The 13,096-nt window shown below is 65.2% G+C and carries 13 protein-coding genes and 1 pseudogene; 6 read left to right on the top strand and 8 right to left on the bottom strand.

Annotation, left to right across the window (positions count from 1 at the left end):
* Positions 1–81 precede the first annotated feature (81 nt).
* A complete protein-coding gene (locus VW23_RS15085) occupies positions 82–1,254 on the bottom strand; it encodes an alpha-hydroxy acid oxidase (RefSeq protein ID WP_069910377.1) in 1,173 nt (390 codons plus the stop codon).
* 182 nt (positions 1,255–1,436) lie between these two features.
* Here VW23_RS15085 and VW23_RS15090 point away from each other — a divergent pair, with 182 nt between their 5' ends.
* Complete coding sequence (locus tag VW23_RS15090; protein ID WP_069910378.1) at positions 1,437–2,003, top strand: hypothetical protein; 567 nt, start codon at positions 1,437–1,439, stop codon at positions 2,001–2,003.
* Positions 2,004–2,036: 33 nt separating this feature from the next.
* Here VW23_RS15090 and VW23_RS15095 read toward each other — a convergent pair whose 3' ends face one another.
* On the bottom strand, positions 2,037–2,711 hold the full coding sequence (locus tag VW23_RS15095; protein ID WP_069910379.1) for an alpha/beta fold hydrolase: 675 nt from the start codon (positions 2,709–2,711) through the stop codon (positions 2,037–2,039).
* A gap of 124 nt (positions 2,712–2,835) precedes the next feature.
* Here VW23_RS15095 and VW23_RS15100 point away from each other — a divergent pair, with 124 nt between their 5' ends.
* Complete coding sequence (locus tag VW23_RS15100) at positions 2,836–3,627, top strand: AraC family transcriptional regulator (protein WP_069910380.1); 792 nt, start codon at positions 2,836–2,838, stop codon at positions 3,625–3,627.
* A gap of 68 nt (positions 3,628–3,695) precedes the next feature.
* On the opposite strand, the gene VW23_RS15105 is transcribed toward VW23_RS15100, so the two are convergent.
* On the bottom strand, positions 3,696–6,275 hold the full coding sequence (locus VW23_RS15105) for a heavy metal translocating P-type ATPase (protein ID WP_069910381.1): 2,580 nt from the start codon (positions 6,273–6,275) through the stop codon (positions 3,696–3,698).
* A 130-nt stretch (positions 6,276–6,405) separates the two neighbouring features.
* Between VW23_RS15105 and cueR the strand changes: the two genes are divergently transcribed.
* Together cueR and VW23_RS15115 are read left to right on the top strand one after the other, a co-directional pair.
* On the top strand, positions 6,406–6,813 hold the full coding sequence (gene cueR / locus VW23_RS15110) for a Cu(I)-responsive transcriptional regulator (RefSeq protein ID WP_069910382.1): 408 nt from the start codon (positions 6,406–6,408) through the stop codon (positions 6,811–6,813).
* Complete coding sequence (locus VW23_RS15115; RefSeq protein WP_069910383.1) at positions 6,800–7,216, top strand: GNAT family N-acetyltransferase; 417 nt, start codon at positions 6,800–6,802, stop codon at positions 7,214–7,216. The genes cueR and VW23_RS15115 overlap by 14 nt, the downstream gene beginning before the upstream one ends.
* Positions 7,217–7,398: 182 nt before the next feature.
* On the opposite strand, the gene VW23_RS15120 is transcribed toward VW23_RS15115, so the two are convergent.
* Positions 7,399–8,871: an NAD-dependent succinate-semialdehyde dehydrogenase gene (locus VW23_RS15120; protein WP_069910384.1), complete on the bottom strand. Its 1,473-nt coding sequence runs from the start codon at positions 8,869–8,871 to the stop codon at positions 7,399–7,401.
* Between the two features lie 115 nt (positions 8,872–8,986).
* Between VW23_RS15120 and VW23_RS15125 the strand changes: the two genes are divergently transcribed.
* Complete coding sequence (locus tag VW23_RS15125; protein ID WP_069910385.1) at positions 8,987–9,898, top strand: SMP-30/gluconolactonase/LRE family protein; 912 nt, start codon at positions 8,987–8,989, stop codon at positions 9,896–9,898.
* Positions 9,895–10,008 (top strand): annotated as a pseudogene (locus VW23_RS29670) (type II toxin-antitoxin system ParD family antitoxin); the annotation flags it as partial. The gene VW23_RS15125 and the pseudogene VW23_RS29670, both read left to right, overlap by 4 nt.
* Positions 10,009–10,094: 86 nt before the next feature.
* Here VW23_RS29670 and VW23_RS29515 read toward each other — a convergent pair.
* The 4 genes from VW23_RS29515 to VW23_RS15145 all read right to left on the bottom strand — a co-directional run bounded on the left by VW23_RS29515 (position 10,095) and on the right by VW23_RS15145 (position 13,091).
* Complete coding sequence (locus VW23_RS29515) at positions 10,095–10,313, bottom strand: hypothetical protein (RefSeq protein WP_069910386.1); 219 nt, start codon at positions 10,311–10,313, stop codon at positions 10,095–10,097.
* A 165-nt stretch (positions 10,314–10,478) separates the two neighbouring features.
* Positions 10,479–10,883, bottom strand: coding sequence for a nucleoside diphosphate kinase regulator (gene rnk, locus VW23_RS15135; protein WP_055882866.1), 405 nt, complete (start codon positions 10,881–10,883; stop codon positions 10,479–10,481).
* 388 nt (positions 10,884–11,271) lie between these two features.
* Positions 11,272–11,550 (bottom strand): acylphosphatase, encoded by a 279-nt coding sequence (locus VW23_RS15140; RefSeq protein WP_069910387.1) that lies wholly within the window; start codon positions 11,548–11,550, stop codon positions 11,272–11,274.
* Positions 11,550–13,091, bottom strand: a complete 1,542-nt coding sequence (locus VW23_RS15145) for a UxaA family hydrolase (RefSeq protein WP_069910388.1) — start codon at positions 13,089–13,091, stop codon at positions 11,550–11,552. The genes VW23_RS15140 and VW23_RS15145 overlap by 1 nt, the downstream gene beginning before the upstream one ends.
* Between the last annotated feature and the right edge of the window lie 5 nt (positions 13,092–13,096).

Consider the following 13,096-nt stretch of genomic DNA (forward strand, 5'->3'; position numbering starts at 1 on the left):
GTCCCTCCCCCTTGAGGGGAGGGGACAGGGGTGGGGGTACTCTGTCCGCACCAGCCCGTCAGTCGCTACGGGGAGCCCTCCTCAATATCCCTGCCGCTTCTGCAAGTCGTTCGAGTAGATGTTGTGCAGCCCGATATTCTTGACGTCGCGCTCGCCCATCAGGGCCATGGTGACGTCCATCTCCTTGTTGATGATCTGCAGCGCCCGGGTGACGCCGGCCTCGCCGCCGGCGCCCAGCCCGAAGGCCATGGCGCGGCCGACAAAGGTGCCCTTGGCGCCGAGCGCCAGCGCCTTCAGCACGTCCTGGCCGGAGCGGATGCCCGAATCCATCAGCACTTCGGTGCGGTTGCCCACCGCATCGACGATCTCAGGCAGCACCCGGATGGTTGAAGGCGCGCTGTCGAGCTGCCGCCCGCCATGGTTGGAGACGATAATGCCGTCGGCGCCATTCTCCACCGCCAGCCGCGCGTCCTCGGCATCGAGGATGCCCTTGACGATCACCGGACCGCCGAAGCGCTTCTTGATCCAGGCGATGTCCTTCCAGTTCAGCGTCAGGTCGAACTGCGTCGCCGTCCACTGGCTGAGCGAGGCGAGGTCCACCGCCTCGGTGACGTGCCCCGCAATATTGCGGAAGGTGCGCCGCTTGGTGCCGAGCATGCCCAGGGCCCAGGCCGGCTTGGTAGCAATCTCGAACAGGAATTTCGGAGTGATCGGCGGCGGCGCCTTCAGCCCGTTGCGGATATCCTTGTGGCGCTGCCCGAGGATCTGCAGGTCCATCGTCAGCACCAGCACCGGGCACTTGGCCGCCTTGGCACGGTCGATCAACCGTTCGATGAACGGCTTGTCGCGCATCACGTAGAGCTGGAACCAGAACGGCTTGGTCGTGTTCTCGGCCACGTCCTCGATCGAGCAGATCGCCATGGTCGAGAGCGTGAACGGAATGCCGAACTTCTCCGCGGCCCGCGCCGCCTTGATCTCGCCGTCGGCCGACTGCATGCCGGTCGACCCCACCGGGGCAATTGCTACCGGCATCGACACCGGCTGGCCCATCATCGTCGTCGCGAGGTTGCGGTTCTCAAGATTGACCGCCACGCGCTGCCTGAGCTTTATCTTTTCGAAGTCGGTGGTGTTGTCGCGATAGGTGCTTTCGCTCCACGAGCCCGAGTCCGCATAGTCGAAAAACATCTTGGGCACGCGGCGCTTCGCGGCCTTCATCAGGTCTTCGATGGTGAGATACTTGTCGAGATTGGCCATGGGCGCCCCGGAGAAAACGGTTGGCGCTTTCTAGTTCTCTGACATGTCAGTGGTCAATGCGACGTTGGGCGTTCATTCGGAACCCGACGTTGAACCGCCCCCCCGGTCACCGGATCAGTTGCCGTTCATCACCGCTTCATTCTCGGCCGCGCACGTTCGCCGCCTTCAACGGAGAGACTCCCATGCGCATTGCCACCCTTGCCGCATTGTCCGCCATCGCCTTCACCGCCCCCGCCCAGGCCGACTGCCTCGCCGACCTGAAATCGGTGCTCACCGGCTCGCTCACCGGTGGCCCCTACGTGATGGAACTCGTTTCCGACGATATGACCATGACTGCCGAAGTCGTGCCCCCGGCGTCGATCCACGCCACCACCCATATCGGCGGCACGACGCAGGAAATGACCGTGCATGACGGCAAGGCCTGGATGCAGATCGGCGGCGCCTGGACAGCAATGCCCGACAGCATGGCCGCCCAGATGACGGCCGGCATCAGCGGCGCCGCCGGGATGATCGACCAGGTGGCAGGCGGCGAATGCCTCGGCACCCAGAATTTCGAGGGCAAGGACTACCTGGCCTTCAAGTACGATTTCGCCATGGCCGGCGTCGAAAGTTCATCGACGCTTTATGCCGACCCGGCAACCAAACTGCCGCTGCTGATCCTCGGCACCTCGACCGCCGCCGGCAAGACCACCGCCACCCGCGCGACCTATCGATACGATCCGAGCGTCAGCGTTTCCGCGCCGATGTGAGTTGGGGAGGCAAGCGGTCGAGGGGCGCCGTAATCACTGCATCGCGTTGAGCGTGGTCAGGATGGTCAGGAACTGCTCCGGCGCCGCGGCGATGACGTTGTGCCGAACTGGCAACTCCTCGATCCGCCAGTCCGGCAGTTTCCTCAGGCGATCGACGGTCGGCGGGAAGGGGCTGTCGCTCCAGCCGGTGGCATAGACGAAGAGCTTTTCACGAACCTCCTTCCACCGCCCGGTCAGATGGATGGTCTGGAGAAACGACGCCAAGGGGTGTGGCCGGCATCGGGTGTCCATGCCCGCTGGCGGTCGAACGCCGAAGCCGTCGCCGTCGGCTCCTTCGATGGCGATGGTTCGGAAATGGTCGTTCATCAGCCGCCACCAGGAGTCGCCGTCCTCCGGCACCAGCGCATCGATATAGACGAGCGCCGACAGGCGTTCGGCCAGTCGATCCGCCACACCGGTGATCACCATCCCGCCGTAACTGTGGGCGCAGAGAACCACCTTCGAGAGGTCCTCGAATTCCAGGAGGTTCGTCACGTCCTCAATGTGCGTGTCGAGGTTTGGCCGCATGACCGCCAGGTGCGATCGGTCGCCCAGTCCCGTGAGGGTTGGCGTGAACACGTCATGCCCGAGGGCACGTAACCGGCGTGCGAAGGGCGCAAGCTCGCATCCGCCATGCCAGCCGCCCGGCACGATGACCACGTTTGCCATGCCTCCACCTCTCGATCGAGCTTGCCCGCTGCGGGCGCAGCCAAACGTGTAGCGCCTTTCACGGCGCACGGATTTCGATATAATGCCAATTCATTATTGAAAGCGGTCAAAAGAGCGGTGAGACGTGAGGCAGGCGCTCCAATACCCGTGGACGGATCTGGATGTGGACCGGATCTCCGCCCCGGCAGTGTCGGTACGGATCGACGTCGGCCAGGCGAGAACGGAAGTACCCGAGCATCAGCACCGCAAGGGGCAGCTGGTCTTCGCGCTGGCGGGAGGCGTCACATGCCGCGTTCCGAGTGGGCTCTGGATGGTGCCACCGCATTGCGCGGTATGGATCCCCGGCAGTCTGCCGCACAGCAACATAGCGACCGCCAATGCCAGGCTCTTCTTCGTCTATCTGGAGCCCGGTGCGGCCGAACTTCCGGACCAATGCTGCACCCTCTCGATCTCGCCACTGCTGCGCGAACTGATCATCGAACTTGCCGACCGCGAGCCCGCGCACGAGGTCGATGAGCTGCTGATCAAGGTCCTCCTGGCCCAATTGCCGCTCATGCCGGTGCAACAGCTGCATCTACCGGTGTCCGCAGAGCCACGTCTCGCCACTATTGCGAACGCACTCGCCGCCAATCCCGCCGACCGCGCGACGGTGGGCGTTTGGGCGCGCCGCGTGGCGATGAGCGAGAGCAGCCTCAGCCGCCTGGTGGTCCAGGAGACAGGATTGAGCTTCGGTCGCTGGCGGCAACAGCTGCACCTGATGGTCGCGATCCGCGAATTGTCCGATGGCGCGACGGTTCAGCAGGTCTCGGCTGACCTCGGCTACGCCTCGGTCGCTTCCTTCATCTCCATGTTCAAGAAAGCGCTGGGCAAACCCCCGGCCAAGTACCTCAGCAGCGTTGCCCACAAGAGCGGATGAGGGGCGCAACCAAGGTTGCGCCGCCCCTTGCCCGCGGAGGCGACCTTTGGCCGTCTGCCGTCCGTGGCCTACAGCTTCACCGAGTTCAGCCGCAGCGCGTTGGCGATGACGCTCACCGAGCTCAGCGCCATGGCCGCCGCGGCGAGCATCGGCGAGAGCAGCCAGCCGGTGAGCGGGTAGAGCACGCCGGCCGCCACCGGAATGCCCAGCGCGTTGTAGCCAAAGGCGAACAACAGGTTCAGCTTGATATTGCTGAGCGTCGCCTTCGACAGTTTTCGCGCCTTGACGATGCCATTGAGCTCACCCTTCAGCAGCGTGATGCCGGCGCTTTCGATCGCCACATCCGCCCCGGTGCCCATCGCCACGCCGACATCGGCTGCCGCCAGAGCCGGCGCATCGTTGACGCCGTCGCCGGCGAACGCCACCGCCTTGCCCTTGGCCTTCAGCGCTTCGATCAGCGTGTGCTTGTCCTCGGGCGCCATACCCGCCTGCACCTCGCTCAGGCCGAGCTCGCGCCCGACCGCTTCCGCTGTGCCCCTGGCATCGCCGGTTGCCATCACCACGGAGACGCCATCGGCCCGCAGCGCCGCGATCGCTTCCCTGGCCCCGGCCTTGATCGGGTCCGACACCGTCACCACGCCGATCGCCACCCCATCATGGGCGACGAGGATCGCCGTCTTGCCCGAGCCGGCCTGCTGCTCGAGCAGCCCGCTGAGCTTGTCGTCGACCGCGATGCCCTGTTCCGCGAACAGCTTGAGGTTGCCCAGCACCGCAGTCTTGCCGCCGACCAATCCCTTGATGCCGCGGCCGGTGAGCGAGGTGAAGCCTTCGGCCTCGTAGACCCGCGCCCCGCGCACCTCGGCGCCCTTGACCACGGCGGTGCCTATCGGGTGCTCGGAGTGCTTTTCGAGCGCCGCGGCGACAGCGAGCACAAAACCCTCGTCGACACCCTTCACCGGGATCACCTGGTCGAGCGTCGGCTTGCCCTCGGTCAGCGTGCCGGTCTTGTCGACGATCAGCGTATCGACCCGGGCAAAACCCTCGAGCGCCTTGGCATCCTTCACCAAGACGCCAGCATGTGCGCCGCGCCCGGTTGCCACCATGATCGAGATCGGCGTCGCGAGACCCAGCGCACAGGGACAGGCGATGATCAGCACCGAGATCGCCGCGACGATCGCCTCGGCGAGGCCGGGGCCCCAGATCATCCACGCCGCAAACGCGGCAATGGCGATCACCACCACCAGCGGCACGAACCAGTTCGCCACCTTGTCGGCCAAAGCCTGGATCGGCGCGCGGCTGCGCTGCGCCTTGCCGACCAGCTCGACGATCTGGCTGAGCCGGGTCTCCGAGCCGACCCGCAGCGCCTGCATGACGAAGCTGCCTTCGCCATTCAGCGTGCCGCCGGTCACCGGCTCGCCCTTCAGCTTTTCCACCGGCACCGGCTCGCCGGTCAGCATCGATTCATCGACGAACGACTGCCCTTCGAGCACCTCGCCATCGACCGGCACCGCCTCGCCCGGCCGCACCCGCAGCCAGTCGCCGGCCCGCACCTCTTCGATCGGCACTTCGATATCCTTGCCCTGCCACACCTTGCGCGCCGTCTTCGGCGCGAGGTTGAGCAGCGCCCGGATCGCCTTGCCGGTGGCATCGCGGGCCCTGAGCTCCAGCACCTGCCCCACGAACACCAGCGCCACGATCACCGCCGCCGCTTCGAAATAGACCGGCGGCACGCCGTTCATGTGGGTCATGCTCATCGGGAACAGCTGCGGGAACAGCACCGCGACCACCGAGAACAGGTAGGCCGCACCGACCCCGAGCCCGATCAGCGTCCACATATTGGGCGAGCGGTTGACGAGTGAATTCCAGAAGCGGCGGAAGAACGGCCAGGCCGCCCACAGCACCACGGGGGTGGCCAGCGCCATCTCGATCCAGGTGGCAAGCGGCTCGCCGATCCACTCGCGCACCGGCAGGCCGACCATGCCGCCCATCGAGATGACGAGGATCGGGATCGACAGCCCGGCGCTCACCCAAAGCCGGCGGGTGAAGTCTACCAGTTCGGGGTTCGGGCCATCGTCGAGCGAGGCCACCATTGGCTCGAGCGCCATGCCGCAGATCGGGCAATCGCCCGGCCCGTCCTTGACGATCTCCGGATGCATCGGGCAGGTCCACTTGGTGCCTGCAGCGACGGTCGAAGGGTCGACCGGCGGCGCACCATGCGAGTGGCCGTGATGGCTGTGGCCATGGCCCGCATGATCATGCCCACCCTTCGCCGCGGCGCCGTGGTCATGCCCATCCCCGCAGCCGCAGACGTCGGCTTCCGGCGCATTGAGATATTTCTGCGGCTCGGCTTCAAACTTGCTGAGGCAGCTGGCGCTGCAGAAATAGTAGCGCGTCCCCTCGTGCTTCAGCATGTGCCTGGCCGTCGTCCGATCCACCTGCATGCCGCAGACCGGGTCCGTCGCCGTCAGGTACTTTGCCGGCTCCGCCTCGAACTTCGCCTTGCAGCCGCCACTGCAGAAGCCGATCTCGCGGCCCTCATGCACGGTGCGGTGCGGCGTCTTGGCCATATCGACGGTCATGCCGCAGACCGGGTCGCGGCTCACCGCGCCCCCTGCCCCGTGCGAATGCTTGTGTTCAGCGTGATCCATGCTCGGCTCCTATAGAACGTCTCGCGGGCGGCTGAGCCCGCCAAGACGCGACAAACGAAATCGTACTGGGGCCTGTTCTGCACCTTCCCATCATGGTAAGGTCAAGCACATTGTTCAGATAGGTGTTCCCATGCAGATCGGCGAGGCCTCCCGGCTCACCGGCGTATCCGCCAAGATGATCCGCCACTACGAATCCATCGGCCTCATTCCCAATGCCGACCGGCGCGACAGCAATTATCGCGATTACGGCCATCATGACATCCACCGTCTCGGTTTCATCCGCCGCGCCCGCGACCTCGGCTTCTCGATGGACGAAATCCGCGACCTGCTCCGCCTCTGGGGCGACACGCAACGCTCGAGCGCCGACGTCAAGGCGCTGACCCAGAGCCACATCGCCGAGCTCGACCAGAAGATCCGGCTGCTCGGCGAGATGCGCCACACCCTCGCCACCCTCGCCGATGCCTGCGACGGCGATCACCGGCCCGATTGTCCGATTATCGAGGGCCTCGCCGGAACGGAACTGCATGCAAGAAACTAAAGACAACACTGACACTGAGATCGCCTACCGGCTCGACCCGTTCCCGAGCGAGGAAGAACTGGCCCCGCTATGGCGCGCCGCCTGGGGCGACGACTGGGGCGGCGACCTCGCCTTCATCCTCACCCGCAGCCTGACCCACGCCTGCGCCTATGCCGGTACCCGCATGGTCGGCTACGTCAACGTCGCCTGGGACGGCGGCGTGCACGCCTTCCTGCTCGACACCACGGTCGACCCCGAGTTCCAGCGCCGCGGCATTGCCAAGGAACTGGTCCGGCAGGTGGCCGACGCCGCCCGCGAGCGCGGCGCGCATTGGCTGCATGTCGATTACGAGGAGAAGCTGGATGGGTTCTACAAGGCGTGCGGGTTTCGACCGACGGCAGCGGGGTTGATCAGGCTGGCTTAGCTACTGGCAGACGGCCCCCTCCCATCCTCCCCCATGAAGGGGGAGGTGCCGCATCCAGTGTTTGGCACGATCAGGACACAGCCTCGACTCTTCACCTCCCCCTTCATGGGGGAGGCCGGGAGGGGGCCGTCCGCTTCAGTCGAAGCTCCCCTTCTTCCTCCCCTTGCAGGTGAGAGGCGGCCTCAAACACTCAAGCAAAGATACTTGATGTCGAGATAGTCCTCGATCCCGTACTTCGATCCCTCGCGCCCATGCCCCGACTGCTTCACGCCGCCGAACGGCGCCACCTCGGTGGAGATCAGGCCGGTATTGATCCCGACCATGCCGTAATCGAGCGCTTCGGCCACCTCGAACACCCGGCTCAGGTCGCGCGCGTAGAAATACGACGCCAGCCCGAACTCGGTGGCGTTGGCGAGCTGGATCACCTCCTCCACCGTCTCGAAGCGGAACAGCGGCGCCAGCGGTCCGAACGTTTCCTCCCGCGCCAGCATCATGTCGGCGGTCGCGTCGGCGACGATGGTCGGCTCGAAGAACAACCCCTCCTTGCGCTTGCCGCCAACCAGCAGCCGGCCGCCCTTGCGTAGCGCATCGGTCAGGTGCCGCTCGACCTTCTCCACCGCCTTCTGGTCGATCAATGGCCCGGTGGTCACCTCCTCGCCGAAGCCGTCGCCCACCTTGAGCTTTTCCACTGCCGCGGTGAGCTTTGCGGCAAACGCATCATAGACGCCGGCCTGCACATAGATGCGGTTGGCACAGACGCAGGTCTGCCCGTTATTGCGGTATTTCGAGATCATCGCCCCTTCGACCGCCGCATCGAGGTCGGCGTCATCGAAGACGATGAACGGCGCATTGCCGCCGAGCTCGAGGCTCAGCCGCTTGATCTGGTCGGCCCCCTGCCGCATCAGGATGCGGCCAACCTCGGTCGAGCCGGTAAAGCTCAGCTTCCTCACCACTTCGTTGGCGCAGAACTCCTTGCCCAGGTCCGACGAATGGGTCGACGGCAGCAGGTTGAACAGCCCCGCCGGCAGCCCGGCCCGCTCCGCCAACACGCCGATGGCAATGGCCGACAGCGGCGTCTCCGCCGCCGGCTTCGACACCACCGCGCACCCAGCCGCCAAAGCGGGCGCCACCTTGCGGGCCAGCATGGCGTTAGGAAAATTCCACGGCGTGATCGTCGCCACCACCCCCACCGGCTGCTTGATCACGATGATCCGCTTGTCTTCCTGGTGCCCAGGAATGGTGTCGCCATAGACCCGCTTCGCCTCCTCGCCGAACCACTCGACATAGGCGGCGCCATAGAGCACCTCGCCCTTGGCCTCGGGCACGGGCTTGCCCTGCTCGGCGGTCATGATCGCCGCGAGATCGTCGGCGTTCGCGACCATCAGCTCATGCAGTTTCCGCAGCACGGCAGCGCGCGCCTTGCCGGTCTTCTTCGCCCAGGCCCGCTGCGCCGCCTCGGCCGCCGTGATCGCGAGCTTGGCTTCCGCCACGCCGCAATTCGGCAGCACCGCCAGCACCGCGCCGGTCGATGGGTTGGTCACCTCGAATGTCGTGCCGTTCTCTGCCGTCTCGAGCCAGCGTCCGCCGATGAGGGCGGCGGCATGCAGCAGCGAGGGATCCGTTAGGCGGGTGCTGAGCGCATCGGTGATCGGCATCGGTATTCTCCTTGCAGCGGAAGCTCTGCGCCTCACCGGCAATGAACGCAAGTAGCCTTGCCGGGCTGCAAAACTTCCGATTGGATGCGCCGCAAAATCAATCCAGGGGGAAGCTATGGCCGGCGTCTATCAGCATCACGAGAAAGAATTTGGGCAGTTGATCCAGGGCAGCGCCAAGCTCGAAACGCTCTATTCCGATTGCCGCTGGGCCGAGGGGCCATGCTGGTTCGGCGACGCCAACCAGCTGGTCTGGTCCGACATTCCCAATAACCGCATGCTGCGCTGGACCCCCGATGGTGGCGCCTCGGTCTACCGGCACAACTCCAACTACATCAACGGCAACACCCGCGACCGCGAGGGCCGGCTGGTTTCCTGCTCGCATGGCGGCCGCAATGTCGTCCGCACCGAGCTTGACGGCACCATCACCGTCCTCGCCGACAGCTATCGCGGCAAGAAGCTCAACGCCCCCAACGACGTGGTGGTGAAGTCCGACGGCACCATCTGGTTCACCGACCCCGGCTACGGCATCCTGTCGGACTACGAAGGTTTCAAGGGCGAGTTCGAGCAGGACGGCTGCTACGTCTTCTGCCTCGATCCCTCAACCGGCGTATTGAAGGTCGCGATCGACGATTTCGTCCGCCCCAACGGCATCGCCTTCTCGCCCGACGAGAAGCGCCTCTACGTCGCCGACAGCGCCTACAGCCACGGCGCCGACCTGCCGCGCCACATCCGGGTGTTCGACGTCAACGCCGACAACACCGTCAGCAATGGCCGCATCTTCTGCGTCACCGATACCGGCCTGCCCGACGGCTTCCGCCTCGATGACCGCGGCAATGTCTGGACCTCGGCCGGCGACGGCGTCCACTGCTTCAACTCATCGGGCGTGCTGCTGGGCAAGCTCTTGACGCCCGACACCGTCGCCAATGTCGAATTCGGCGGCCCCCGCCGCAACCGCCTGTTCATCTGCGCTACCCAGAGCCTGCACAGCATCTACCTGGCGGTGAATGGGGCGACGCGGCCGTCATGAGCCCGAGTCATTCGGCGGCGCTGGAGGCTCTACGCAGTGCCCTGATCGAGGGCGAACAGAGCGGCCCGCCAAGGCCGTTCGATTTCGCGGCGTTCATCGCCAAGAAACGAAGCGCCGGTGCGCGCCGCCCCCCACCCTTGATCCCTCCCCGCGAGGGAGGGAGACGACGGAGCCGAAGGCTAAGGGCAGAAGGCGTTTACCGCCGACGCGGCCTCAACCGCGTGACATTGTTGCCAAGCCGCTGCCGCACCTCGGCGCGCGGTGGCACGCTGGAGGTGCGCACGGCGTCGGCGAACCAGTCGTCCTCGACGAAAGCGATGGTGTTGGAGCTCAAATCGTAACGGATCGCCAGCGCCTGCCCGGTGGTCGAGCGCATGCCGGTGACGACAGGATGGTGGGCACGTTGCTGGGCCATTCGAGCCTCCGAAGTGCGGCGCGGCCAATTTGGCCGCAACACTTCATTAACCACTGGCGATGCCCGGTCGATGACGGTTGGACCGCACAATTGTGACAGTCCAACCGGCTGGTTTTGCTGATGATCCGGCTGCACGAGCAGGCTGGGTGGCCCGCTGGCCGCGAATCACGCCTGCGGCGCGACGGCCAGTACGGTCAGCACGTGCTTGTGGCCGTCACGCGCTTCCCAGGTGATCGACTGCCCGACATCGAGGCCGATCAGCGCCGTGCCGACCGGGGTCAGCACCGAGATCTTGCCCTGAGAGATATCGGCATCGACCGGATAGACCAGTTGCACGGTGCGTTCCGCCCCATTGTCGGGCCGGTAGGTGACGGTCGAGCCCATCCGCACGATACTCGAACCCAACTTGGGGGTCGGCACGACGCGGGCGCGTTCGATCTCGTAGAGCAGGTCGTCGGCCGCATCGGAGCTGTGTCCGCTGCCGGCCAGCGCCAGGGCGATGAGTTTGCGATGGTCGTCCTCGCTGAGGACGATACGCGGTTGCAGGTCATAGCGACGCATGGATTGCATCTGAGAAATTCCTTTCGATGCGCGAACGTCGGCGGGTCATCGCCCGCGACGGGTTCACGCTGTGTTTTGGATGCGGCGCCTTGCTGGTGAGCCCGAGCGGAAAGCTCCGCGTGGGTTCCGGATGCCCCAGACCCGGCGGCGCCTAGGCGCGGATCATGGGGCTATATGCCTGCGACCGGGGTTTCCCGGCGCGGTGCCATAACGGTGATGGTCGCAAAGCAAGACATGGCATGAATGTAGGGGGTCTCGCTGCAAAGTCAAATCGGCAGTCGGCAGTCGGCAGTCGGCAGTCGGCAGTCGGCAGTCGGCAGTCGAGAATGGTCAGAGTGGGCAGCGGCGCAAACCCTGATTCTAATGCCGACTGCCGACTGCCGGTGCACCGCAACACTCACGCCGTCGGCAGCGAACTGAAGCCCGGCGGGATCGGGCCTTCATAGGGTCCGGTCCGCACGTCGGTCACCGCGGCGGCTGGCGGGCCGGCGTTGAGTTCCATCAGGATGTGCTGGATTTCGCTTTCGTCGCCGGCGAACACCGCTTCGACTGTGCCGTCACGCCGGTTGCGCACCCAGCCTTCGAGCCGCAGCGCCACGGCCTCGCGCTCGACGAAAGCGCGAAAGCCCACTCCCTGCACCCGTCCAGTGATCACCACGTGGACGGCGCGCCGCATCAGAAGGTTGCACCGATCTGCCAGGGCACGAACTCGTTGTCGCCGTAGCCCAGGAGTTCCGACTTGCTTTTTTCGCCCGAAGCGACGGCAAGGATCTTGTCGAAGATCTCCTGCCCCTTCTCTTCGAGCGAGCCGCCCTCGACCACTTCGCCGCCGTTGATGTCCATGTCGTCGATCATCTTGTGATAGATGTCCGAATTGGTGGCGATCTTGATCGACGGCGTCGGCTTGCAGCCATAGGCCGAGCCACGTCCCGTGGTGAAGCATAGTATATTCGCACCACCCGCGACCTGCCCGGTCGCAGAAACCGGATCGTATCCCGGCGTATCCATGAACACGAACCCCTTTTCGGTCACCGGATCGGCATAGTGATACACTGCATTGAGTGGAGTCGTCCCACCTTTTGCAGTCGCACCCAAAGATTTCTCGAGGATAGTGGTAAGTCCGCCGAGTTTGTTGCCGGGTGACGGATTGTTGTTCATCTCCATGTTGTTGCGCTCGGCGTAATCTTCCCACCAGTGGATGATATCGATGAGCTTTTCGCCGACCTCGCGGCTTTTGGCGCGCCGGGTGAGCAGGTGCTCGGCGCCATAAACCTCCGGCGTCTCCGACAGAATCGCCGTGCCGCCATGCCGCACCAGGATGTCGGCCGCGACGCCCAGCGCCGGGTTGGCGGTGATACCGGAATAGCCATCCGAGCCGCCGCACTGCAGTGCCAGCATCAGTTCCGATGCCGGCACCGTCTCACGCTTCGCCTTGTTGACGATCGGCAGCATGGCTTTGACCGCCTCGACGCCGGCTTCGACGGTTTTGCGCGTGCCGCCCACCTCCTGGATCGTCATGGTGCGGAAGGTCTCGTTCTCGGTGACCCCATAGGCTTCCTTGAGCCGCGGGATCTGGAACCCTTCGCAGCCCAGCCCCACCATGATCACCCCACCCATGTTCGGGTTGGTGGCATAGCCCCAGGTGGTCTTCTTGAGGATATCGAAGATCACCCCGCGATAATCGATGACGCAGCCATTGGCCTGCTTCAGCGCCACGATGCCATCGACGTTGGGGTACTGCTCGAGAATGCCCGAGCGCTCGACCTCACGGGCGATGAACCCGGCCACCGTGGTCGAGCAGTTCACCGAGGTGAGGATGCCGATATAGTTGCGCGTCCCGACCTGGCCGTTGGAGCGGCGAAAACCCTGGAACGTCGCCCGCTGTGCTTCCGGCACGAACTCCACCGGCACGACACCCTCGCCGAAGGCATAGTCGCGCTTGAACGCCCCGTGCTCCTCGCCGATCGTCACATTGTGCTCATGCACCCATTCGCCCGGCGGGATCGCGTCCTTGGCGAAGCCGATGATCTGCCCGAACTTGACGATCGGCTCCCCGGCCGCGACCTGCCGCACGGTGAACTTGTGGCCCTTGGGCACCCGCTTGGTGGTGGTGACTCCCTGCGGCGTATCGGTGCCGACATCGAGATTGCTCGGCGCCACCGCGACATTGTCTTGGGCGTTGAGCAGCAGGGTTTTGGCGGCGGCGGGGCGGGACATGACAT

The sequence above is a fragment of the Devosia insulae DS-56 genome (genome assembly GCF_000970465.2).
Classification (GTDB): domain Bacteria; phylum Pseudomonadota; class Alphaproteobacteria; order Rhizobiales; family Devosiaceae; genus Devosia_A; species Devosia_A insulae.

What these genes read in the sequence shown, in the direction of transcription:
- VW23_RS15085 (WP_069910377.1), bottom strand. Translation starts at nt 1,254, where the DNA reads ATGGCCAATCTCGACAAGTATCTCACCATCGAAGACCTGATGAAGGCC.
- VW23_RS15090 (WP_069910378.1), top strand. Translation starts at nt 1,437, where the DNA reads ATGCGCATTGCCACCCTTGCCGCATTGTCCGCCATCGCCTTCACCGCC.
- VW23_RS15095 (WP_069910379.1), bottom strand. Translation starts at nt 2,711, where the DNA reads ATGGCAAACGTGGTCATCGTGCCGGGCGGCTGGCATGGCGGATGCGAG.
- VW23_RS15105 (WP_069910381.1), bottom strand. Translation starts at nt 6,275, where the DNA reads ATGGATCACGCTGAACACAAGCATTCGCACGGGGCAGGGGGCGCGGTG.
- cueR (WP_069910382.1), top strand. Translation starts at nt 6,406, where the DNA reads ATGCAGATCGGCGAGGCCTCCCGGCTCACCGGCGTATCCGCCAAGATG.
- VW23_RS15115 (WP_069910383.1), top strand. Translation starts at nt 6,800, where the DNA reads ATGCAAGAAACTAAAGACAACACTGACACTGAGATCGCCTACCGGCTC.
- VW23_RS15120 (WP_069910384.1), bottom strand. Translation starts at nt 8,871, where the DNA reads ATGCCGATCACCGATGCGCTCAGCACCCGCCTAACGGATCCCTCGCTG.
- VW23_RS15125 (WP_069910385.1), top strand. Translation starts at nt 8,987, where the DNA reads ATGGCCGGCGTCTATCAGCATCACGAGAAAGAATTTGGGCAGTTGATC.
- VW23_RS29515 (WP_069910386.1), bottom strand. Translation starts at nt 10,313, where the DNA reads ATGGCCCAGCAACGTGCCCACCATCCTGTCGTCACCGGCATGCGCTCG.
- rnk (WP_055882866.1), bottom strand. Translation starts at nt 10,883, where the DNA reads ATGCAATCCATGCGTCGCTATGACCTGCAACCGCGTATCGTCCTCAGC.
- VW23_RS15140 (WP_069910387.1), bottom strand. Translation starts at nt 11,550, where the DNA reads ATGCGGCGCGCCGTCCACGTGGTGATCACTGGACGGGTGCAGGGAGTG.
- VW23_RS15145 (WP_069910388.1), bottom strand. Translation starts at nt 13,091, where the DNA reads ATGTCCCGCCCCGCCGCCGCCAAAACCCTGCTGCTCAACGCCCAAGAC.